Here is a 15,044-nt window from a genome sequence, read left to right on the forward strand (position 1 = left end):
TGTTGGTGTGAGTTCTCAACGCAGCGCGACCAGCGCTTCGCCGGCGATGCGCGTCTGCCCGTATTGATTGGCGCTGTGCACTTCCACGCGTACGCAGTGCTCGCCTTCGTGCTCCAGCTTCTCGACCACGTGGCCGCTGCAGCGCACCGCATGCCCCAGGTGCGTGATGCCCTGGAAGCGCACGTCGAAGCGCCTCAGCTGCGACTGCGGCGCCCACTGCGTGAGCAGCCGGCCCAGCCAGGCCATGCCCAGCATGCCCTGCGCGAACACGTCGGGCATGCCCGATCTGCGCGCGAAGTCCGTGTCGATGTGGATGGGGTTGTGGTCGCCGGAGGCGCCCGCGAACAGCGCGAGCGTGGTGCGGCTCACGGGCGGCAGCTGCAGCGCGGGCAGCTCGTCGCCGACGTTCACGGTGTCGTAGGTCGGTGCATTCATCGGTGCGGGTTCCTTCGTCAATGGCGGCAGACGATCACCGCGCGCAGCTCGGCGACCAGCTCGTCGCGCTGGTTGGTGGCGCGCGACGTCTTGACGACGAACTCGAGCGCGCCGTTCTTCTTGTCGTAGATGTCGGTGATGGTGGAACGCACCGTCACGGTGTCGCCCACGCATGCGGGCCTGTGGTAGCTGAAGCCCTGCTCGCCGTGCAGCAGCTTCGACAGCGGAATGCCCAGATCGGCCAGCAGGCGGTCCGACGCCCCCGAGTCCAGCTCGGCCGCGAACAGGAATGTCGGCGGCGCGGGCAGGTCGGGGTAGCCGGCGTCGCGCGCGGCGGCGGCATCGGTGTAGACGGGGTCGGTCTCGCCGATGGCCTTGGCGAAGAACTGCAGCCGGCTTCGCTCGATGGGCAGCACCGAGGGCGGCAGTTCGTGGCCGATCCATTTCCTGTCGATCATCTGGCGGCCCTTTCTCTCAAACCCGCTCGTAGAGCGTGACCACGCAGGCGCCGCCCAGCCCCAGGTTGTGCTGCAGCGCAATCCGCGCGCCCTCCACCTGCCGCTTGTCGGCCGTGCCGCGAAGCTGCTGGACCAGTTCCGTGCACTGCGCCAGCCCCGTGGCGCCCAGCGGATGCCCCTTCGACAGCAGCCCGCCCGACGGGTTGGTGACGACCTTGCCGCCGTAGGTGTTGTCGCCATCCACCACGAACTTCTCCGCGCCGCCCACCGGGCACAGGCCCAGCGCCTCGTAGCTCAGCAGCTCGTTGTGCGCGAAGCAGTCGTGCAGCTCGACCACGTCGACGTCCTGCGGTCCGACGCCGGCCGCGTCGTACACCTTCTGCGCGGCTTCCTGCGCCATGCTGAAACCGACCACCTCGCGCATGTCGCGGCTCTCGAAGGTGATGGGGCGGTCGGTGGTCATGGCCTGCGCCTTGATGCGCACGCTGCGGTCGAGCCCGTGGCGCTCGGCGAAGCGCGGCGAGCACACGATGGCCGCCGCCGCGCCGCAGGTGGGCGGGCAGGCCATCAGCCGTGTCATCACGCCGGGCCACATGACGGGCGCGGCCATCACCTCCTCCTCCGTGACGACGCTGCGGAACAGCGCCAGGGGGTTGTTCGCCGCGTGGCGGCTGGCCTTGGCGCGGATCTTCGCGAAGGTCGACATCTGCGTGCCGTACTGCTGCATGTGAGCCAGCCCGGCGCCGCCGAAGTAGCGCAGCGCGAGCGGCACCTGCTCGTTACCGACCAGCTCGTCGGTGATGTTCTCGAAGTGGTCGAAGGGGCTGGGCCGGTCGTTGAACACCGCGCCGAGGGCGCCGGGGCTCATGTGCTCGAAACCCAGCGCCAGCACGCAGTCGGCCGCGCCGCTGGCCACCGCCTGGCGCGCCAGGAAGAGCGCGGTCGAGCCGGTCGAGCAGTTGTTGTTGACGTTGACGACCGGGATGCCGGTCATGCCCACCTCGTACAGCGCCCGCTGGCCGGCGGTGGAGTCGCCATAGACGTAGCCCACGTAGGCCTGCTGCACCAGCTCGTAGCCGATGCCGGCGTCCTTCAGCGCGGCATTGGTCGCCTGCGCTGCCATCTGCGGATAGGGCTGGTTCGCGCCAGGCTTGGTGAAGGGGATCATGCCGACCCCGACCACGTGAACATCTTGACTCATGAAAGGCTCCTTGGAAGTTCGAAAAGGAAGTAAGTTGGACGGGCTCAGGCCACGCTGCGCTGCCGGCCCTGCCAGAAGGGCTCGCGCAGCTTGGTCTTCAGCACCTTGCCGGCGCCCGACAGCGGCAGCGCGTCGACGATGGCCACGCTGCGCGGGCACTTGTAGCCGGCGATCAGCGTCTTGCAGTGGGCGATCAGCTCCTGCGGCTGCACGCCCTGCCCCGGCTTGAGCACGAGCACCGCATGCACTGCCTCGCCCCACTCGTCGCTCGGAATGCCGATGACGGCGCAGGCCGCCACCGCGGAATGCTGGTTGATGGCGTTCTCGACCTCTGCCGAGTAGACGTTCTCGCCGCCGCTGATGATCATGTCCTTCATGCGGTCGACCACGAAGATGAAGCCGTCGTCGTCCATGTAGGCGCCGTCGCCGGTGTGCATCCAGCCGTCGCGCAGTGCGGCGGCGGTCTGCTCGGGCTTGTTCCAGTAGCCCTGCATCACATTGGGCCCGCGCACCGCCACCTCGCCGACGGTGCCGCGCGGCACCTCGTTGTCGTCCGCATCGACCACGCGCACCTCCATGCACACGCTGGCGCGTCCGGCCGAACGCAGCTTGCCGCGCTTGCGGCCTTCGGCCGTGTGGAAGTACGCCGGGTTGAGCGTGGCGATGGGCGACAGCTCCGTCATGCCGTAGGCCTGCACGAAGCCCACGCCCGGGAACGCCTCCATCGCTCGGTTGAGCACCGCCTCGGAGATCGGCGAGGCGCCATAGGTGATGTTCTTCAGGCTGCTCAGGTCGCGCGGCTGCCGCATCGCGGGGTGGTCCACCAGCATCTGGATCATGGTCGGCACCAGCAGCATGCTGGTCACGCGGTCGCGCTCGATGGTGTCGAGCACGCCCTCGGGCGTGAACATCGGGATGATGGCGTGCGTGTTGCCCGTGAACCAGTGTGGCGTGGCCAGGCCCATGTCGGCGAGGTGGAACATCGGCGCGGCGTGCAGGTAGCAGCCGTCGGCCGGAGCAAGCCCTTCGGCCTGCGCCGCGAGCGCCGAGCTGCAGATGTTGGTGTGGCTGAGCATCACGCCCTTGGGAAAGCCGGTGGTGCCGCCGGTGTAGAAGATGCCGGCCAGGTCCTCGCCGCGGCGCACGGCGTCGGGCACGGGGGCTGCGGCGTCGATCAGGCCTTCGTAGCTGTGCATGCCGGCGGGCACGGGGCCGTCGCCGCAGTAGACGACTTCTCGCAGGCTCTTCGACTGGCCCCGCATCTGCTCGACTACGCCGCGGAAGGTCTCGTCGACCAGCAGGATGCCGGAGCCGGAGTCTTCCAGCGAATACAGGATCTCCGCGGGCGACCAGCGGATGTTGCAGGGGTTGAGCACGCCGCCGCCCCAGGGCACGGCCAGCTGGTACTCCAGGTAGCGGTCGGAGTTGAGCGACAGCATGGCCACGCGGTCGCCCGCGCGCATGCCCAGCCGCTGCAGTGCGCCGGCCAGGCGCGCCACACGGTCGGCGAAGTCGCGGAATGTCCGTGCGCGGCCGGCGAAACGCACGGCGATGGCATCGGGGCGCTGCTGCACGGCCCGGTGAAGGCCCTGGGTCAGGTACATGGGTTTGTCTCCGTCTCGTTCTTGTGCAGGCGCATGGTAGAAATCCGGCCGCCGCCCGGCGATTGCACTTCGCTTCGATCGCATGGCAGAAAAGGTCAATCGACAGACACATGCTCCAGCCGCCCGTCACCATTCCGATCGCCTTCGTCCTCGGCATGCTCTCGGGCATCCGTGCGCGCCCGGGCGAGGCGCTGATGGACGTCGACAAGGCGCTGGAGGACGCGGGCATCGCCCCCGCGCTGCTCGACGAAGCCGCCGCCCGGATCACCGCCGAGCAGTACGTGGCCCTCTTCGCGCTGCTGATGGAGCGCATGGACGACGAGGCGCTGGGCTTTCTCACGCGCCGACTGCGCTGCGGCAGCTTCGCGCTGATGACGCGCTCCACGCTGGGCGCACGCACCTTCGAGGTGGCGCTGCGCCGCGTGGCACGCACCTTCGACCTGCTGCAGGACGATCTCTCGCTGGTGCTGCTGCACGACGGCCCCCTGGCCGGCTTCGGGCTGCGGCTGAACATCCAGCCGCCCATGCACCAGAACTTCCTGCACGAACTGATGCTGCGGGTGTACTGGCGGCTCTTCGCATGGCTTCACGGCGGCCGTCTGGCGGCCCGGCGCTTCGACTTCGGCTTCGAGCCGCCGCCCTATGCGGACGGCTACGCGAAGGTGTTCCCGGGCCCGCTGCAGTTCGGCCAGCCGCTGTCTGCCGTGTGGTTCGACGCCGCCGCGCTCGACACACCGGTGCACCGCGACGCAAAGGAGATCCAGGCCTTCCTGGCGGCCTCCCCGGCCAACGTGATCCTGCCCCGGCTCGCCGAACAGGCGGTGAGCGCGAAGGTGCGCGCGGTGCTGCAGCAGCACCGCCCGGCCTGGGCCGACCTCGCGACCACCGCGGGCGTGCTGCACATGTCGGTCAGCACGCTGCAGCGGCACCTGGCGACCGAGGGCACCTCGTTCCAGGCGTTGAAGGACCAGCTGCGGCGCGACCTCGCCATCGTGCGGCTCAACACCAGCACCGTGCCGCTGGCGGCGCTGGCCGAGGAGCTGGGCTTTGCCGACAGCGCGGCCTTCCAGCGCGCCTTCAAGGCATGGACCGGCGGCGCGCCCGGCTCGTACAGGCGGCGCCAGCAGGCTGATTGAGTTTTCAGGACTTTCCGGAATTACAGCCATCCGCGCGACAATCCGGCGCATGGCCAACTCTTCCGATCTCCCACCCCTCAACCGCCAGTTCGTCGCCCACTTCGGCGAGATGGGCAGCAAGTGGGGCATCAACCGCACAGTCGGGCAGATCTACGCACTCATCTTCCTCTCGGAGCGCGCGCTCAACGCCGACGAGATCGCCGAAATGCTCGAGTTCTCGCGCTCCAACGTCAGCATGGGCTTGAAGGAACTGCAGGCCTGGCGGCTGGTGCGCCTGCGGCACCATCCCGGCGACCGTCGCGAGTACTTCGAGGCGCCATCCGACGTGTGGGAAATCTTCCGCGTGCTGGCCGAGGAGCGCCGCCGCCGCGAGATCGAACCCACGCTCTCGATGCTACGCAACGCCCTGCTCGAATCTCCCACCAGCGACGCCGAACGTCACGCGCAGGAGCGCATGCGCGAGATGCACGACCTGATCGACCGGCTGATGAAGTGGTTCGACGACGTGCAGCGGCTCGCGCCCGAGACCGCCATGAAGCTCATGGGCATGGGCGCGACCGTGACGAAGGTGCTGACGCTCAAGGACCGCATCTCGGGCGGCTCGGCGTCGAAGAAGAAGGCCGCCGAGTAGGCCGGCGGCCTTTCCATCTCTATCTCTACTACCGCTAGAGCCGCTCCTGCCCCGCCGACGGCTCCGGCGTTTCGAGCTTGGCCTTGCGGACGGCCTCGTCGTCCATGAGCTCGTACCACATGGCGTTGAGCACCGCGAATGCGGCCGCCAGCGGCAGGCCGAGGATCCAGGCGAAGTACCACATCTTTCGTTCCTCCTTGGTTGTCAGTAGGCGTGGCCGCTCTCGTCGCGGATCGCCTGTTCGTCGACCTTGCCCCACAGCACGCGGTAGACCCAGCTCGTGTAGGCCACGACCAGCGGAATGAAGACGGCCGTGACCACCAGCATGATGAAAAGCGTGAGATGGCTCGAGGACGAGTCCCACACCGTGAGGCTGGCGCGCGGGTCGATGGAAGACGGCAGGATGAACGGGAACATCGAGGCGCCCACGCTGAGGATGATGCCGGCGATGCCCAGCGCCGCAGCCAGCAGCGAAAGCACCGGCCGGCGCAGCGCGAGCCCGAGCAGCGCACCGAGCGCGCCGACGAAACCGGCCATGGGGGCGGCCAGCGTCCACGGATGGGCCGCATAGTTGGCGGTCCATGCACCGGCGTGCAGCTCGACCGTCTTCAGCATCGGGTTCGACGGCCCCGTCGCATCGATCACGCTGCTGATGCGGAAGCCGCCGATGCTCGTCGCCAGCAGCACGCCGGCCAGCGCATAGAGCGCGATGGTGAGCACGGCGGCGACCATGCCGTAGCTGCGCGCACGCTCGACCACCGGCCCGGCGGTCTTCAGCTGCAGCCAGGCGGCGCCGTGCATCACCAGCATCGCCACAGACACCAGCCCGCACAGGATGGCGAACGGATTCAGCAGGCCGAAGAAGCTGCCGTCGTAGAAGATGTGCATGTCGGGGTTGAAGCGGAACGGCACGCCCTGCAGCACGTTGCCCACGGCCACGCCGCAGATCAGCGCGGGGACGAAGCCGCTGAAGAACAGCACCCAGTCCCAGCGCGAGCGCCATTGCGGCGACTCGCGCTTGCTGCGGAACTTGAAGGCCACGGGCCGCAGGATCAGCGCCGTGAGGATCACGAACATCGCCAGGTAGAAGCCCGAGAACGACACGGCGTACAGCTGCGGCCAGGCCGCGAAGATCGCGCCGCCGCCCAGGATCAGCCACACCTGGTTGCCCTCCCACACCGGGCCGACGCTGTTGATGACGACGCGGCGCTCCACGTCGTTGCGCGCGGCAAAGGGCAGCAGCATGCCGCTGCCCAGGTCGAAGCCGTCGGTCACGGCGAAGCCCACCAGCAGCACGCCGATCAGCAGCCACCAGATGAAGCGCAGGGTGTCGTAGTCGAGGAGTGTGTGGAGGATCATGCTGCGCTCCCGGTGGAAGGCGAAGGAATGGCCGCGCCCGCGTGGGCCGGCGGAATGTGCGAGAGCGTGTCGCCCTCGTCGGGCGCGTGCTCGGCCTGCGGGCCCTTGCGGATGGCCTTGAGCATCAGCTTCATCTCTATGACCAGCAGCGTCGTGTAGATCGCGATGAAGCCCGCGAGCGTCAGCAGCAGCGTCTTCGCACCGAGGTTCGACACCGCCACCGCGGTCGGCAGCACGCCCTCGATCACCCACGGCTGGCGGCCGAACTCGGCCACCAGCCAGCCCGACTCGATGGCGATCCAAGGCAGCGGGATCGCGAACACGGCGAGCTTCAGCAGCCAGCGGTGGCTGTCGAGCCTGCGGCGCGCCGAGAGCACGAAGAAGGTCGCGGTCAGCGCGATCAGCAGCATGCCGATGCCCACCATCACGCGGAACAGCCAGAACAGCGGCGCCACCTGCGGCACGGTGTCCCATGCGGCCTTGGCGATCTGCTCGTCGGTGGCCTGGCGCGGATCGTCCACGTAGCGCTTGAGCAGCAGCGCGTAGCCCATGTTGATGCCGTTGTCCTCGAAGTCGCCGCGCACGCCCTGCGTCACCTTGTCGGGGCCGCCAGCCTCGCGGATCTTCTGCAGCGCGTCGTAGGCCTTCAGGCCTTCACGGATGCGCACCTCTGCACGCTTCACGAGTTCGTCGATGCCGGGCATCACGGTGTCGAGCGAGCGCGTGCCGATCAGGCCCATCACGCCGGGAATGTGGATGGCGTAGTGCGTCTCGCGCGCCTCCTGGTCGGGAAAGCCGACGACGGTGAAGGCGGCGGGTGCGGGCTGGGTCTCCCACATGGCCTCGATGGCGGCGAGCTTCATCTTCTGGTGTTCGCCGGAGAGATAGCCGCTCTCGTCGCCGAGCACCGCCACCGACAGCGCAGCAGCCAGGCCGAACGAGGCTGCGACCGTCATCGAGCGCTTGGCGAGTTCGAGGTGGCGCCCCTTGAGCACGTACCAGGCGGAGACACCGAGCACGAACACGGCCGCGCACACATAGCCCGCCGACACGGTGTGGACGAACTTGGCCTGGGCGACCGGGTTGGTCAGCACCGCGGCGAAGTCGGTCACTTCCATGCGCATGGTCTGCGGATTGAAGGCCGCGCCCACCGGGTTCTGCATCCAGCCGTTCGCGATGAGGATCCACAGCGCCGAGAAGTTGGAGCCGATGGCCACCGCCCAGGTCGAGATCAGGTGGCCCACCTTCGAGAGCTTGTCCCAGCCGAAGAAGAACAGCCCGACGAAGGTGGCCTCCATGAAGAAGGCCATCAGACCCTCGATGGCCAGCGGCGCGCCGAAGATGTCGCCGACGTAGTGGCTGTAGTAGCTCCAGTTCATGCCGAACTGGAACTCCATCACGATGCCGGTGGCGACACCCATCGCGAAGTTGATGCCGAAGAGAACACCCCAGAATTTCGTCATGTCGCGCCAGATCACGCGGCCGGTCATGACGTAGACCGTCTCCATGATGGCGATGATGATCGAGAGTCCGAGCGTCAACGGCACGAACAGGAAGTGGTACAGCGCCGTGACGGCGAACTGCAGGCGCGATAGCGCGACGATGTCTAAGTCCATGATGTGGTTCTTCCTTCTTTCCTTTTCTTTCCCTGTTCGGCGGCTTTGCGGTTCAGTCGGGCCGCAGGCTGCGCAGCGCGGCATCGAAAGCCTCGCTGCCGCGGTGCAGGTCGGCGACGATGCGGCCCTGGTCGACACGCACGAGGCGGTCGGCGAGCGCGGCCTCGCGGCGCAAGTGGGTGGCGATCAGCAGGGTTCGGCCTCCTGCTTGCTGGGCGAGGCGCTGCAGCACGTCGTGTGCGGTCGCGGCGTCGAGCGCCTCGGTGGGCTCGTCGAGCAGCCACAGGGGCACGTCGCGCAGCAGCAGCCGGGCTAGCGCGAGGCGGCGCGACTGGCCGCCGGAGAGGCCGAGGCCGCCTTCACCGAGGCGGGTGTCGAGGCCGGTGCCCAGGGCACGCACCTCGTCTTGCAGTCCTGCCGCCTGCAGCACGGCATGCAGTTGTTCGTCGGTGGCTTCCGGGGCTGCGAGGCGAAGGTTGTCGCGCAGGCTGTCCTGGAAGAGTTCGGTGCGCTGGGTCAGCAGGCAGGCTGGCTGCGCGAGAACGCTGCCGCACAGGGGCGCGATCTCGCCTGCGATGGCGGCGAGCAGCGTGGACTTGCCCGCGCCGCTCGCCCCGATGAGCGCGACACGCTCGCCTGCGCGCAGGGTCAACGAGGCTTCGGTGAGGACCGGCGTGCCACAGTCGCCATGGGCCACGGAGACTTGGTCCAGTCGCAGTGCGATTCCGGAGCCTGGGGAGTTCGTCATTTCACCGGGCTCGTCGGCGGCGCCATCCATGCGGGGAGCAAGTCGCCGTACCGCCAGCCAGGTACGGCCCGCGTCGAGCGCACCGCGGCGCAGGGCTGCGAAGGGCTCCGTCGCCGTGAGCGCCACCAGCAGCGCGAGCGCCGCCGCCGGTGCGCCGATCACGCCCTCGCCCACCAGCAGGCCGACGGCCAGCAGCACGCCGACGAGCGTCAGGGTGCCGGCGCTGCCGTAGGCGAACCCTGCCGATGCCTCGAGCCTGTTCAGCGCGAGGTCGGCCTTGGCGAGTTGCGCATCTGCGGCCATCAAGGCCTCGCGCTGGGCATCGATGCGGCCTGCCATCACCAGGTCGGTCTGCCCCGCCACCAGATCGACGGCGCGGGCACGCATCGCCTCGATGGCATGGGCGCGCCGCACGGCCGGCCGGCAGGCACGCCTGGCGACGATCGACGCGATGCCCCAGCCGACGACCATCAGCCACAGCGCCAGCGCGAGGCCCATGGCCACATGCATGAAGCCGAGCACCGCGCCCGCAAGCAAGGCAGCGCCGAGCGCCGCGGCCGCCGGCACGAGCAGGCGCAGATAGAGCGATTCGAGCGCGTCGATATCGGCGGTCAGCCGGAACAGCAGACGCGCCGGACGCATCAGCAGCCGGCGCGCCGCCTCTGCCCTAGACCAGCCGCGGAACAGGCGCACGCGCATGTCGGCGAGCACGGCGAAGGTGGCATCGTGCGTCACCAGACGCTCCCCATAGCGCGATGCGGTGCGGCCGAGCGCGAGCAGGCGGATGCCGGCAGAAGGCATGAACACGTCGAAGGTGAAGGCCGTGGCGGCATGCAGGCCCGCCAGCGCGGTCGCTGTGATGAACCAGCCGGACAGGCCCAACAGTGCCATGCCCGCGAGCACCGTGATAGCCGCGAGCAGGCAGCCCAGCAGCAGCCACCGCGGCTGCGTGGCGAGGAAGGGGCGCAGCACCAGGCGCAGGTCGCGCCAGTTCGTGCTCGGGCAGGAAGTCTTGTTCATGCCGCCTTCTCCATCGCTTCTGCGCTGCCCAGGCTCACGGTGCGGTCCATGCGCGCGGCCAGCGCCGGGTCGTGCGTCGCGACGATGAGGGTCTTGCCGCGGGCCAGCGCCAGCAGCGCATCGGTCACCCGCTCGGCGGTTTCGGTGTCGAGGTGCGCGGTGGGCTCGTCGACCAGCAGCAGGTCGGCATGCGGATGGACCGCGATGCGCGCGAGCGCGAGGCGCACGGCCTCGCCGCCGGAAAGGCCCTGCCCGCCCTCGCCCAGCGAGGTGGCCGGATGCGCCTGCACCACCGACTGCAGCGATGCGAGGCGCATGGCTTCGGTGACGCGCCGGGTGTCGGCATCGAGGCGGCCCAGGGTGACGTTGCCCTCGACCGAACCGGCAAAGACGTGCGGCGCCTGCCCCATCCAGCCCATGCGCTCGCGCAGGGAGGCCACCGTGCGGCCGGTAAGTGCAACGCCGCCGATGGATATCTCGCCGCGCGTCGCCGGCACGAGGCCCGCGATCATCGACAGCAACGCGGTCTTGCCGCTGCCGCTCGGGCCCGTCAGCGCGACGTGCTCCCCGGAGGCGATGCGCAGTTGGCAGCCGTCGAAGACTTCCTGCGGCTCGCCGGGCCAGGAGAAATGCAGGTCGCGGATGACGACGGCCGGCGCTCCAGCGTGAGCATTCGTCGTCGCGCGTGTCAGCGACGCGCTCGCGCCGGGCAGAGACAGTTCGTTTCGCTGCAGGCGGTCGAGCGCCTCCAGCGCGGCCTCGCCGGCGGCGCGGTCGTGCCAGACCATCGACAACTCGCGCAGAGGCTCGAAGAACGCGGGAGCCAGCAGCAGCACGAACAGGCCCTCGCCCAGGCTCAGCGTGCGCCCCCAGGTGCCGAAGCCGATGGAGCCGAGCAGGTGGAAGCCGACGTAGGCGGCCACCAGCGCCACGCCCAGCGCCGAGAAGAGTTCGAGCACGGCCGAGGAAAGGAACGCAATGCGCAGCACGGCCATCGTGCGGCGGCGCAGCGACTGGGCCGCATCGCCCAGGCGCCGGGCGGTGATCTCGACGGCGCCCAGCGAGCGCAGCGTGGCGAGGCCGCGCAGCCGGTCGAGCAGGAAGGCGTTCATGCCGCCGAGCTCCACCATCTGCGCCTCGCTCGCGGCCCTGGCGCGCCAGCCGACGATGGCCATGAAGATCGGGATGAGCGGCGCGGCGGCCAGGAGCACCAGCGCAGCCACCCAGGAGAAAGCGGCCACCGCGCACAGGATGAAGATCGGCACCACCGTCGCGCGCCAACGCGCGGGCTGGTAGCGCACGAGGTACGGCACCAGCGCCTCGGCCTGCTCGGCGAGCACGCTGGCAGCCAGACCCGAATGCGCGCGGCTGCGATCGAGCGGCGAACCGGCAGCCAGCGCCAAGGCGGTCTGTGCGCGCAGCGCGGTGAGCTGCGCGCGTGCACGGGTGAAGGTCCGGCGGGCACCCCAGGCCTCGCAAGCAGCCCTCGCCAGCCCGAGCAGCAGGATCGCCGCGGCAGGCCAGGTGACGGCTGCGAAGCCATGCCCCGAAGCCAGGCCCTGCACCGCCATCGCCAGCAACGCCGCCTGTGGCAGCCAGAACAGCGCGGCCGCGCCCTGCACCACACCACCCGCGTCCAGCGACGCGGAAGCGCGCAGCGGCGATCTGGGTGGCAGGTGCTTGGTCATTCCTTGTTTTCGTGAATTTTCAGTATTTACTGAAATTTCCACAATCATACCGGAGACGGAGGCGACTGACGAGCCCGCAGACTGCCCTCTCCCGCACGGGAGCGCAACAGGTTCAGGAGGATTTGGACGGTGCGCCTGCGCCGGCGCGCCCGCTCCTTAATGAGAAACGACTATTCCGCTGACCAGCAGCGCAGCGAACAGCGCGAACACTGCGCGCCAGGAAGCGGGACGCGCCTCCACCCAGCGGTACAGCAGCGCCCCCGCGACCACCGACAGGCCGAAGGTCGCGGCAAGCCCCGCCGCGTCGAACCACGAGCCATGCGGCCCCGCGTTCGCGACCGCCGCGTTCATGGCGAGCAGCACCGGGAAGTGGATGAGAAACAGCGAATACGACATCCGCCCCAGCCGCACGAGCGGCATGGCCGCCGCCGGCCAGTGCTTCGGCGACAGCCAGTTGCGGCGCTGCGCGACGGCGATCAAAAGCGCGGTGACCAGCGCCGTCGCGATGCGGCTGCGCCAGTCGATGGCGAGCGCTCCCGCCCCGATCAGCGCCAGCAACGCGATGCCGCTCTGCCAGATGCTGAACCGCGTCGCGCGTCCGATCCAGAACACCAGCATGCCCAGCCCGTAGGTGCCGAAGAAATAGAAAGCCGTGTCGTCCAGCCCTGCATTGCGGTTGAAGAGCACGAGCGAAGCCACCGCCAGCCCGAAGACCAGCGCCACTGGCAGCCATCGCGCGCGCAGGCCCTGCGGCACGGCGCCGCCGGCGCGCTGCAGCATCGACGGCAGCCCGACGAGCACCAGGGCCAGCGCGAAGAGCTGGAAGTCGATGGCCACGTACCAGACGCCCGTGGAGAGCGACTCGTAGCCAAGCAGGTCCTGCAGCAGCAAGCCATGGGCGACCAGCTGCCCGAAGGTGGGCGACGCCGGCACGACCTCTTCGTCGAGCCACGGCCGAACGACCGCAGCGACGATCACGCACACCGTGAGCGCGGCGAGGTAAGGCATCACGAGCCGCCCATAGCGCTGCAGGATGCGCGCCACCGGCCGCTCCACGCGCAGCGTTCCATCGGGTGCGAGGCTGGCGGCCGCCAGGAACCCGGCGATCACCAGGAATACCTGCACCGCCAGCCGCCCGTCCTCGGAGAGCCAGCCGAAGAAGTCGGGCGCGAGCGTATACGCACCGGCCGGCATCGGGCCGTAGCGCGACAAGTGATGCCCCACGATCACCGCGCAGGCGATGCCCTTGGCGGCATCGAGCAGCGGCATGCGCCCCGCGGAGGGAGGGGACGGAGCCGGCGGAGAAGATGGAGAAGACGGCGGCGCGACCGCGACGGGCGCGACGCCGTTCGCTAGCGGGGTCACAGTGCGAGCCGCTGTCTTGCCTCCTGGTATTCGCGCTTGAGCTTCTCGATGAACGCACCGGCGGTCGCCACCTCGGTCACCGCGCCGATGCCCTGGCCCGAGCCCCAGATGTCCTTCCAGGCCTTGGCCTTGCTGCCTTCCCCGCCGCCGAAGTTCATCGTCTTCACGTCGCCTTCGGGCAGGTTGTTCGGGTCCATGCCGGCCTTGACTATGCTGGGCGCCAGGTAGTTGCCGTGCACGCCGGTGAAGAGGTTGGAGTAGACGATGTCGTCCGAGGTGCCGTCGACGATCGCCTGCTTGTAGTCGTCGCTCGCGCGCGCTTCCTCGGTGGCGATGAACGCGGTGCCGATGTAGGCGAAGTCGGCACCCATGGCCTGCGCGGCCAGCACTGCGCCGCCGGTGGCGATGGAGCCCGACAGCGCGATCGGGCCGTCGAACCACTGGCGGATCTCCTGCACCAGCGCGAACGGGCTCTTCGTGCCCGCATGGCCGCCGGCGCCGGCAGCCACGGCGATGATGCCGTCGGCGCCCTTCTCGATCGCCTTCTGCGCGAACTTGTTGTTGATGATGTCGTGCAGCGTCACGCCGCCGTAGCTGTGCACCGCGTCGTTCACGTCGGTGCGCGCGCCCAGCGAGGTGATGACGATCGGCACCTTGTACTTCACGACCATCTCCATGTCGTGCTCGAGCCGGTCATTGCTCTTGTGCACGATCTGGTTGATGGCGAACGGTGCAGCGGGCTTGTCGGGGTTGGCCTTGTTGTAGGCCGCCAGTTCCTCGGTGATCTCGGCGAGCCAGTCTTCCAGCTGCGCCGCAGGACGCGCGTTGAGCGCCGGCATCGAACCCACCACGCCCGCCTTGCATTGCGCGATCACGAGCTTGGGGTTGCTGATGATGAACAGCGGCGAGCCGATGATCGGCAGCGGCAGGTTCGCGAGGACGGGGGGCAGTTTCGACATGATGCTTGTCTCTTGAAAGTTGTGTTGAATGCGGGATCGGGCAGCCGAACGCAGAAGGAAGACAAAAACTACGCAAAGGTCGCGAAAGGACCCGAAGACAAATTCTGGTTTTTCTTCTGCGACTTCTGCGTAACCTTTGCGACTTCTGCGTTCGGCTGCCGTATTCAGAAAGCCTCGAGCGCCAGCGCCGTCACGCTCTCGGCACCGTCGACGATGCTGTCGCGGATGCCCGGCACCTTGTTGAGGATGTGCTCGGCGTAGAAGCGCGCGGTGGCGATCTTCGCCAGCATGAAGTCGGTGTCGAAGCTGCGCGAGGCGAGGTCCTGCGCAATGATCAGCGAGCGCGCCAGCTGCCAGCCGGCCACCAGGTTGCCCGCCAGCATCAGGTAGGGCACGCTGCCCGCGAAGACCGCGTTGGGCGACGCCTTGGTCTGGCCCGCCACGAAGTCGACCACCTCGACGAAGGCTTCGCGCGCAGCCTTCAGGCGCTTGAGCACGGCCGCGGCAGCGGGGTTGTCGATCCTGGCCAGCTCGGCCTCGGTCTTCTCGATCTGCGCGGCGATCGCCTTCGCCGTCTGGCCGCCGTCGCGCGCCGTCTTGCGGCCCACGAGGTCGTTGGCCTGGATGGCGGTGGTGCCTTCGTAGATCGTCAGGATCTTGGCGTCGCGGTAGTACTGCGCCGCGCCGGTCTCCTCGATGAAGCCCATGCCGCCGTGCACCTGCACGCCCAGCGAGGCCACTTCGAGGCTCATCTCGGTGCTGTAGCCCTTCACCAGCGGCACCATGAACTCATAGAAGGCCTGGTTCTGCTTGCGCGCGTCGGC

At 68.8% G+C, this 15,044-nt stretch carries 14 protein-coding genes; 2 read left to right on the top strand and 12 right to left on the bottom strand.

Translation table 11 applies throughout. The features are described 5' to 3' along the window. Positions 1–15: 15 nt before the first annotated feature. The 4 genes from G369_RS0134560 to G369_RS0134575 are packed head-to-tail and all read right to left on the bottom strand — an operon-like array spanning position 16 to position 3,698. Entirely contained in the window at positions 16–435 is a 420-nt protein-coding gene (locus G369_RS0134560; protein ID WP_019658648.1) for a MaoC family dehydratase, read from the bottom strand. A gap of 17 nt (positions 436–452) precedes the next feature. Beyond that, positions 453–893, bottom strand: a complete 441-nt coding sequence (locus tag G369_RS0134565) for a MaoC family dehydratase N-terminal domain-containing protein (protein ID WP_019658649.1) — start codon at positions 891–893, stop codon at positions 453–455. Positions 894–909: 16 nt separating this feature from the next. Then, entirely contained in the window at positions 910–2,094 is a 1,185-nt protein-coding gene (locus G369_RS0134570) for a lipid-transfer protein (RefSeq protein WP_019658650.1), read from the bottom strand. A gap of 44 nt (positions 2,095–2,138) precedes the next feature. Next, positions 2,139–3,698, bottom strand: coding sequence for a long-chain-fatty-acid--CoA ligase (locus tag G369_RS0134575; RefSeq protein ID WP_019658651.1), 1,560 nt, complete (start codon positions 3,696–3,698; stop codon positions 2,139–2,141). Between the two features lie 110 nt (positions 3,699–3,808). Between G369_RS0134575 and G369_RS0134580 the strand changes: the two genes are divergently transcribed. Continuing rightward, positions 3,809–4,834: an AraC family transcriptional regulator gene (locus G369_RS0134580; RefSeq protein ID WP_019658652.1), complete on the top strand. Its 1,026-nt coding sequence runs from the start codon at positions 3,809–3,811 to the stop codon at positions 4,832–4,834. 49 nt (positions 4,835–4,883) lie between these two features. Continuing rightward, positions 4,884–5,465 carry a GbsR/MarR family transcriptional regulator gene (locus G369_RS0134585; protein ID WP_019658653.1) on the top strand — a complete coding sequence of 194 codons (582 nt, stop codon included), beginning with the start codon at positions 4,884–4,886 and terminating at the stop codon, positions 5,463–5,465. 34 nt (positions 5,466–5,499) lie between these two features. Here the strand turns inward: G369_RS0134585 and cydX are convergent, their stop codons facing one another. The 8 genes from cydX to G369_RS0134625 all read right to left on the bottom strand — a co-directional run. Further along, positions 5,500–5,649 carry a cytochrome bd-I oxidase subunit CydX gene (gene cydX, locus G369_RS0134590; protein WP_019658654.1) on the bottom strand — a complete coding sequence of 50 codons (150 nt, stop codon included), beginning with the start codon at positions 5,647–5,649 and terminating at the stop codon, positions 5,500–5,502. Positions 5,650–5,669: 20 nt separating this feature from the next. After that, a complete protein-coding gene (gene cydB / locus G369_RS0134595; protein ID WP_019658655.1) occupies positions 5,670–6,824 on the bottom strand; it encodes a cytochrome d ubiquinol oxidase subunit II in 1,155 nt (384 codons plus the stop codon). Then, positions 6,821–8,440 carry a cytochrome ubiquinol oxidase subunit I gene (locus G369_RS0134600; protein WP_019658656.1) on the bottom strand — a complete coding sequence of 540 codons (1,620 nt, stop codon included), beginning with the start codon at positions 8,438–8,440 and terminating at the stop codon, positions 6,821–6,823. The genes cydB and G369_RS0134600 overlap by 4 nt, the downstream gene beginning before the upstream one ends. A 52-nt stretch (positions 8,441–8,492) precedes the next feature. Beyond that, complete coding sequence (gene cydC / locus G369_RS0134605) at positions 8,493–10,208, bottom strand: thiol reductant ABC exporter subunit CydC (RefSeq protein WP_019658657.1); 1,716 nt, start codon at positions 10,206–10,208, stop codon at positions 8,493–8,495. Next, the gene (cydD, locus tag G369_RS0134610) at positions 10,205–11,896 is read right to left on the bottom strand and encodes a thiol reductant ABC exporter subunit CydD (protein WP_019658658.1); all 1,692 of its coding nucleotides are present in this window, start codon (positions 11,894–11,896) and stop codon (positions 10,205–10,207) included. The genes cydC and cydD overlap by 4 nt, the downstream gene beginning before the upstream one ends. A gap of 156 nt (positions 11,897–12,052) precedes the next feature. Further along, positions 12,053–13,165, bottom strand: a complete 1,113-nt coding sequence (locus G369_RS0134615; protein WP_019658659.1) for an acyltransferase family protein — start codon at positions 13,163–13,165, stop codon at positions 12,053–12,055. Positions 13,166–13,257: 92 nt separating this feature from the next. Continuing rightward, the gene (locus G369_RS0134620; protein WP_019658660.1) at positions 13,258–14,220 is read right to left on the bottom strand and encodes an NAD(P)H-dependent flavin oxidoreductase; all 963 of its coding nucleotides are present in this window, start codon (positions 14,218–14,220) and stop codon (positions 13,258–13,260) included. A gap of 164 nt (positions 14,221–14,384) precedes the next feature. Beyond that, positions 14,385–15,044 (bottom strand): acyl-CoA dehydrogenase C-terminal domain-containing protein (locus G369_RS0134625; RefSeq protein ID WP_019658661.1); only part of this gene is annotated, 660 nt, incomplete at its 5' end.

Origin of the sequence: Variovorax atrisoli 110B (assembly GCF_000382045.1) — a bacterium.
In the GTDB taxonomy this organism is placed as follows: Bacteria; Pseudomonadota; Gammaproteobacteria; order Burkholderiales; family Burkholderiaceae_C; genus Variovorax; species Variovorax atrisoli.

Coding starts and splice junctions, on each gene's coding strand:
- G369_RS0134615 (WP_019658659.1), bottom strand. CDS start 13,165: ATGCCGCTGCTCGATGCCGCCAAGGGCATCGCCTGCGCGGTGATCGTG.
- G369_RS0134585 (WP_019658653.1), top strand. CDS start 4,884: ATGGCCAACTCTTCCGATCTCCCACCCCTCAACCGCCAGTTCGTCGCC.
- G369_RS0134580 (WP_019658652.1), top strand. CDS start 3,809: ATGCTCCAGCCGCCCGTCACCATTCCGATCGCCTTCGTCCTCGGCATG.
- G369_RS0134565 (WP_019658649.1), bottom strand. CDS start 893: ATGATCGACAGGAAATGGATCGGCCACGAACTGCCGCCCTCGGTGCTG.
- G369_RS0134600 (WP_019658656.1), bottom strand. CDS start 8,440: ATGGACTTAGACATCGTCGCGCTATCGCGCCTGCAGTTCGCCGTCACG.
- G369_RS0134620 (WP_019658660.1), bottom strand. CDS start 14,220: ATGTCGAAACTGCCCCCCGTCCTCGCGAACCTGCCGCTGCCGATCATC.
- G369_RS0134560 (WP_019658648.1), bottom strand. CDS start 435: ATGAATGCACCGACCTACGACACCGTGAACGTCGGCGACGAGCTGCCC.
- cydX (WP_019658654.1), bottom strand. CDS start 5,649: ATGTGGTACTTCGCCTGGATCCTCGGCCTGCCGCTGGCGGCCGCATTC.
- G369_RS0134575 (WP_019658651.1), bottom strand. CDS start 3,698: ATGTACCTGACCCAGGGCCTTCACCGGGCCGTGCAGCAGCGCCCCGAT.
- cydC (WP_019658657.1), bottom strand. CDS start 10,208: ATGAACAAGACTTCCTGCCCGAGCACGAACTGGCGCGACCTGCGCCTG.
- G369_RS0134570 (WP_019658650.1), bottom strand. CDS start 2,094: ATGAGTCAAGATGTTCACGTGGTCGGGGTCGGCATGATCCCCTTCACC.
- cydD (WP_019658658.1), bottom strand. CDS start 11,896: ATGACCAAGCACCTGCCACCCAGATCGCCGCTGCGCGCTTCCGCGTCG.
- cydB (WP_019658655.1), bottom strand. CDS start 6,824: ATGATCCTCCACACACTCCTCGACTACGACACCCTGCGCTTCATCTGG.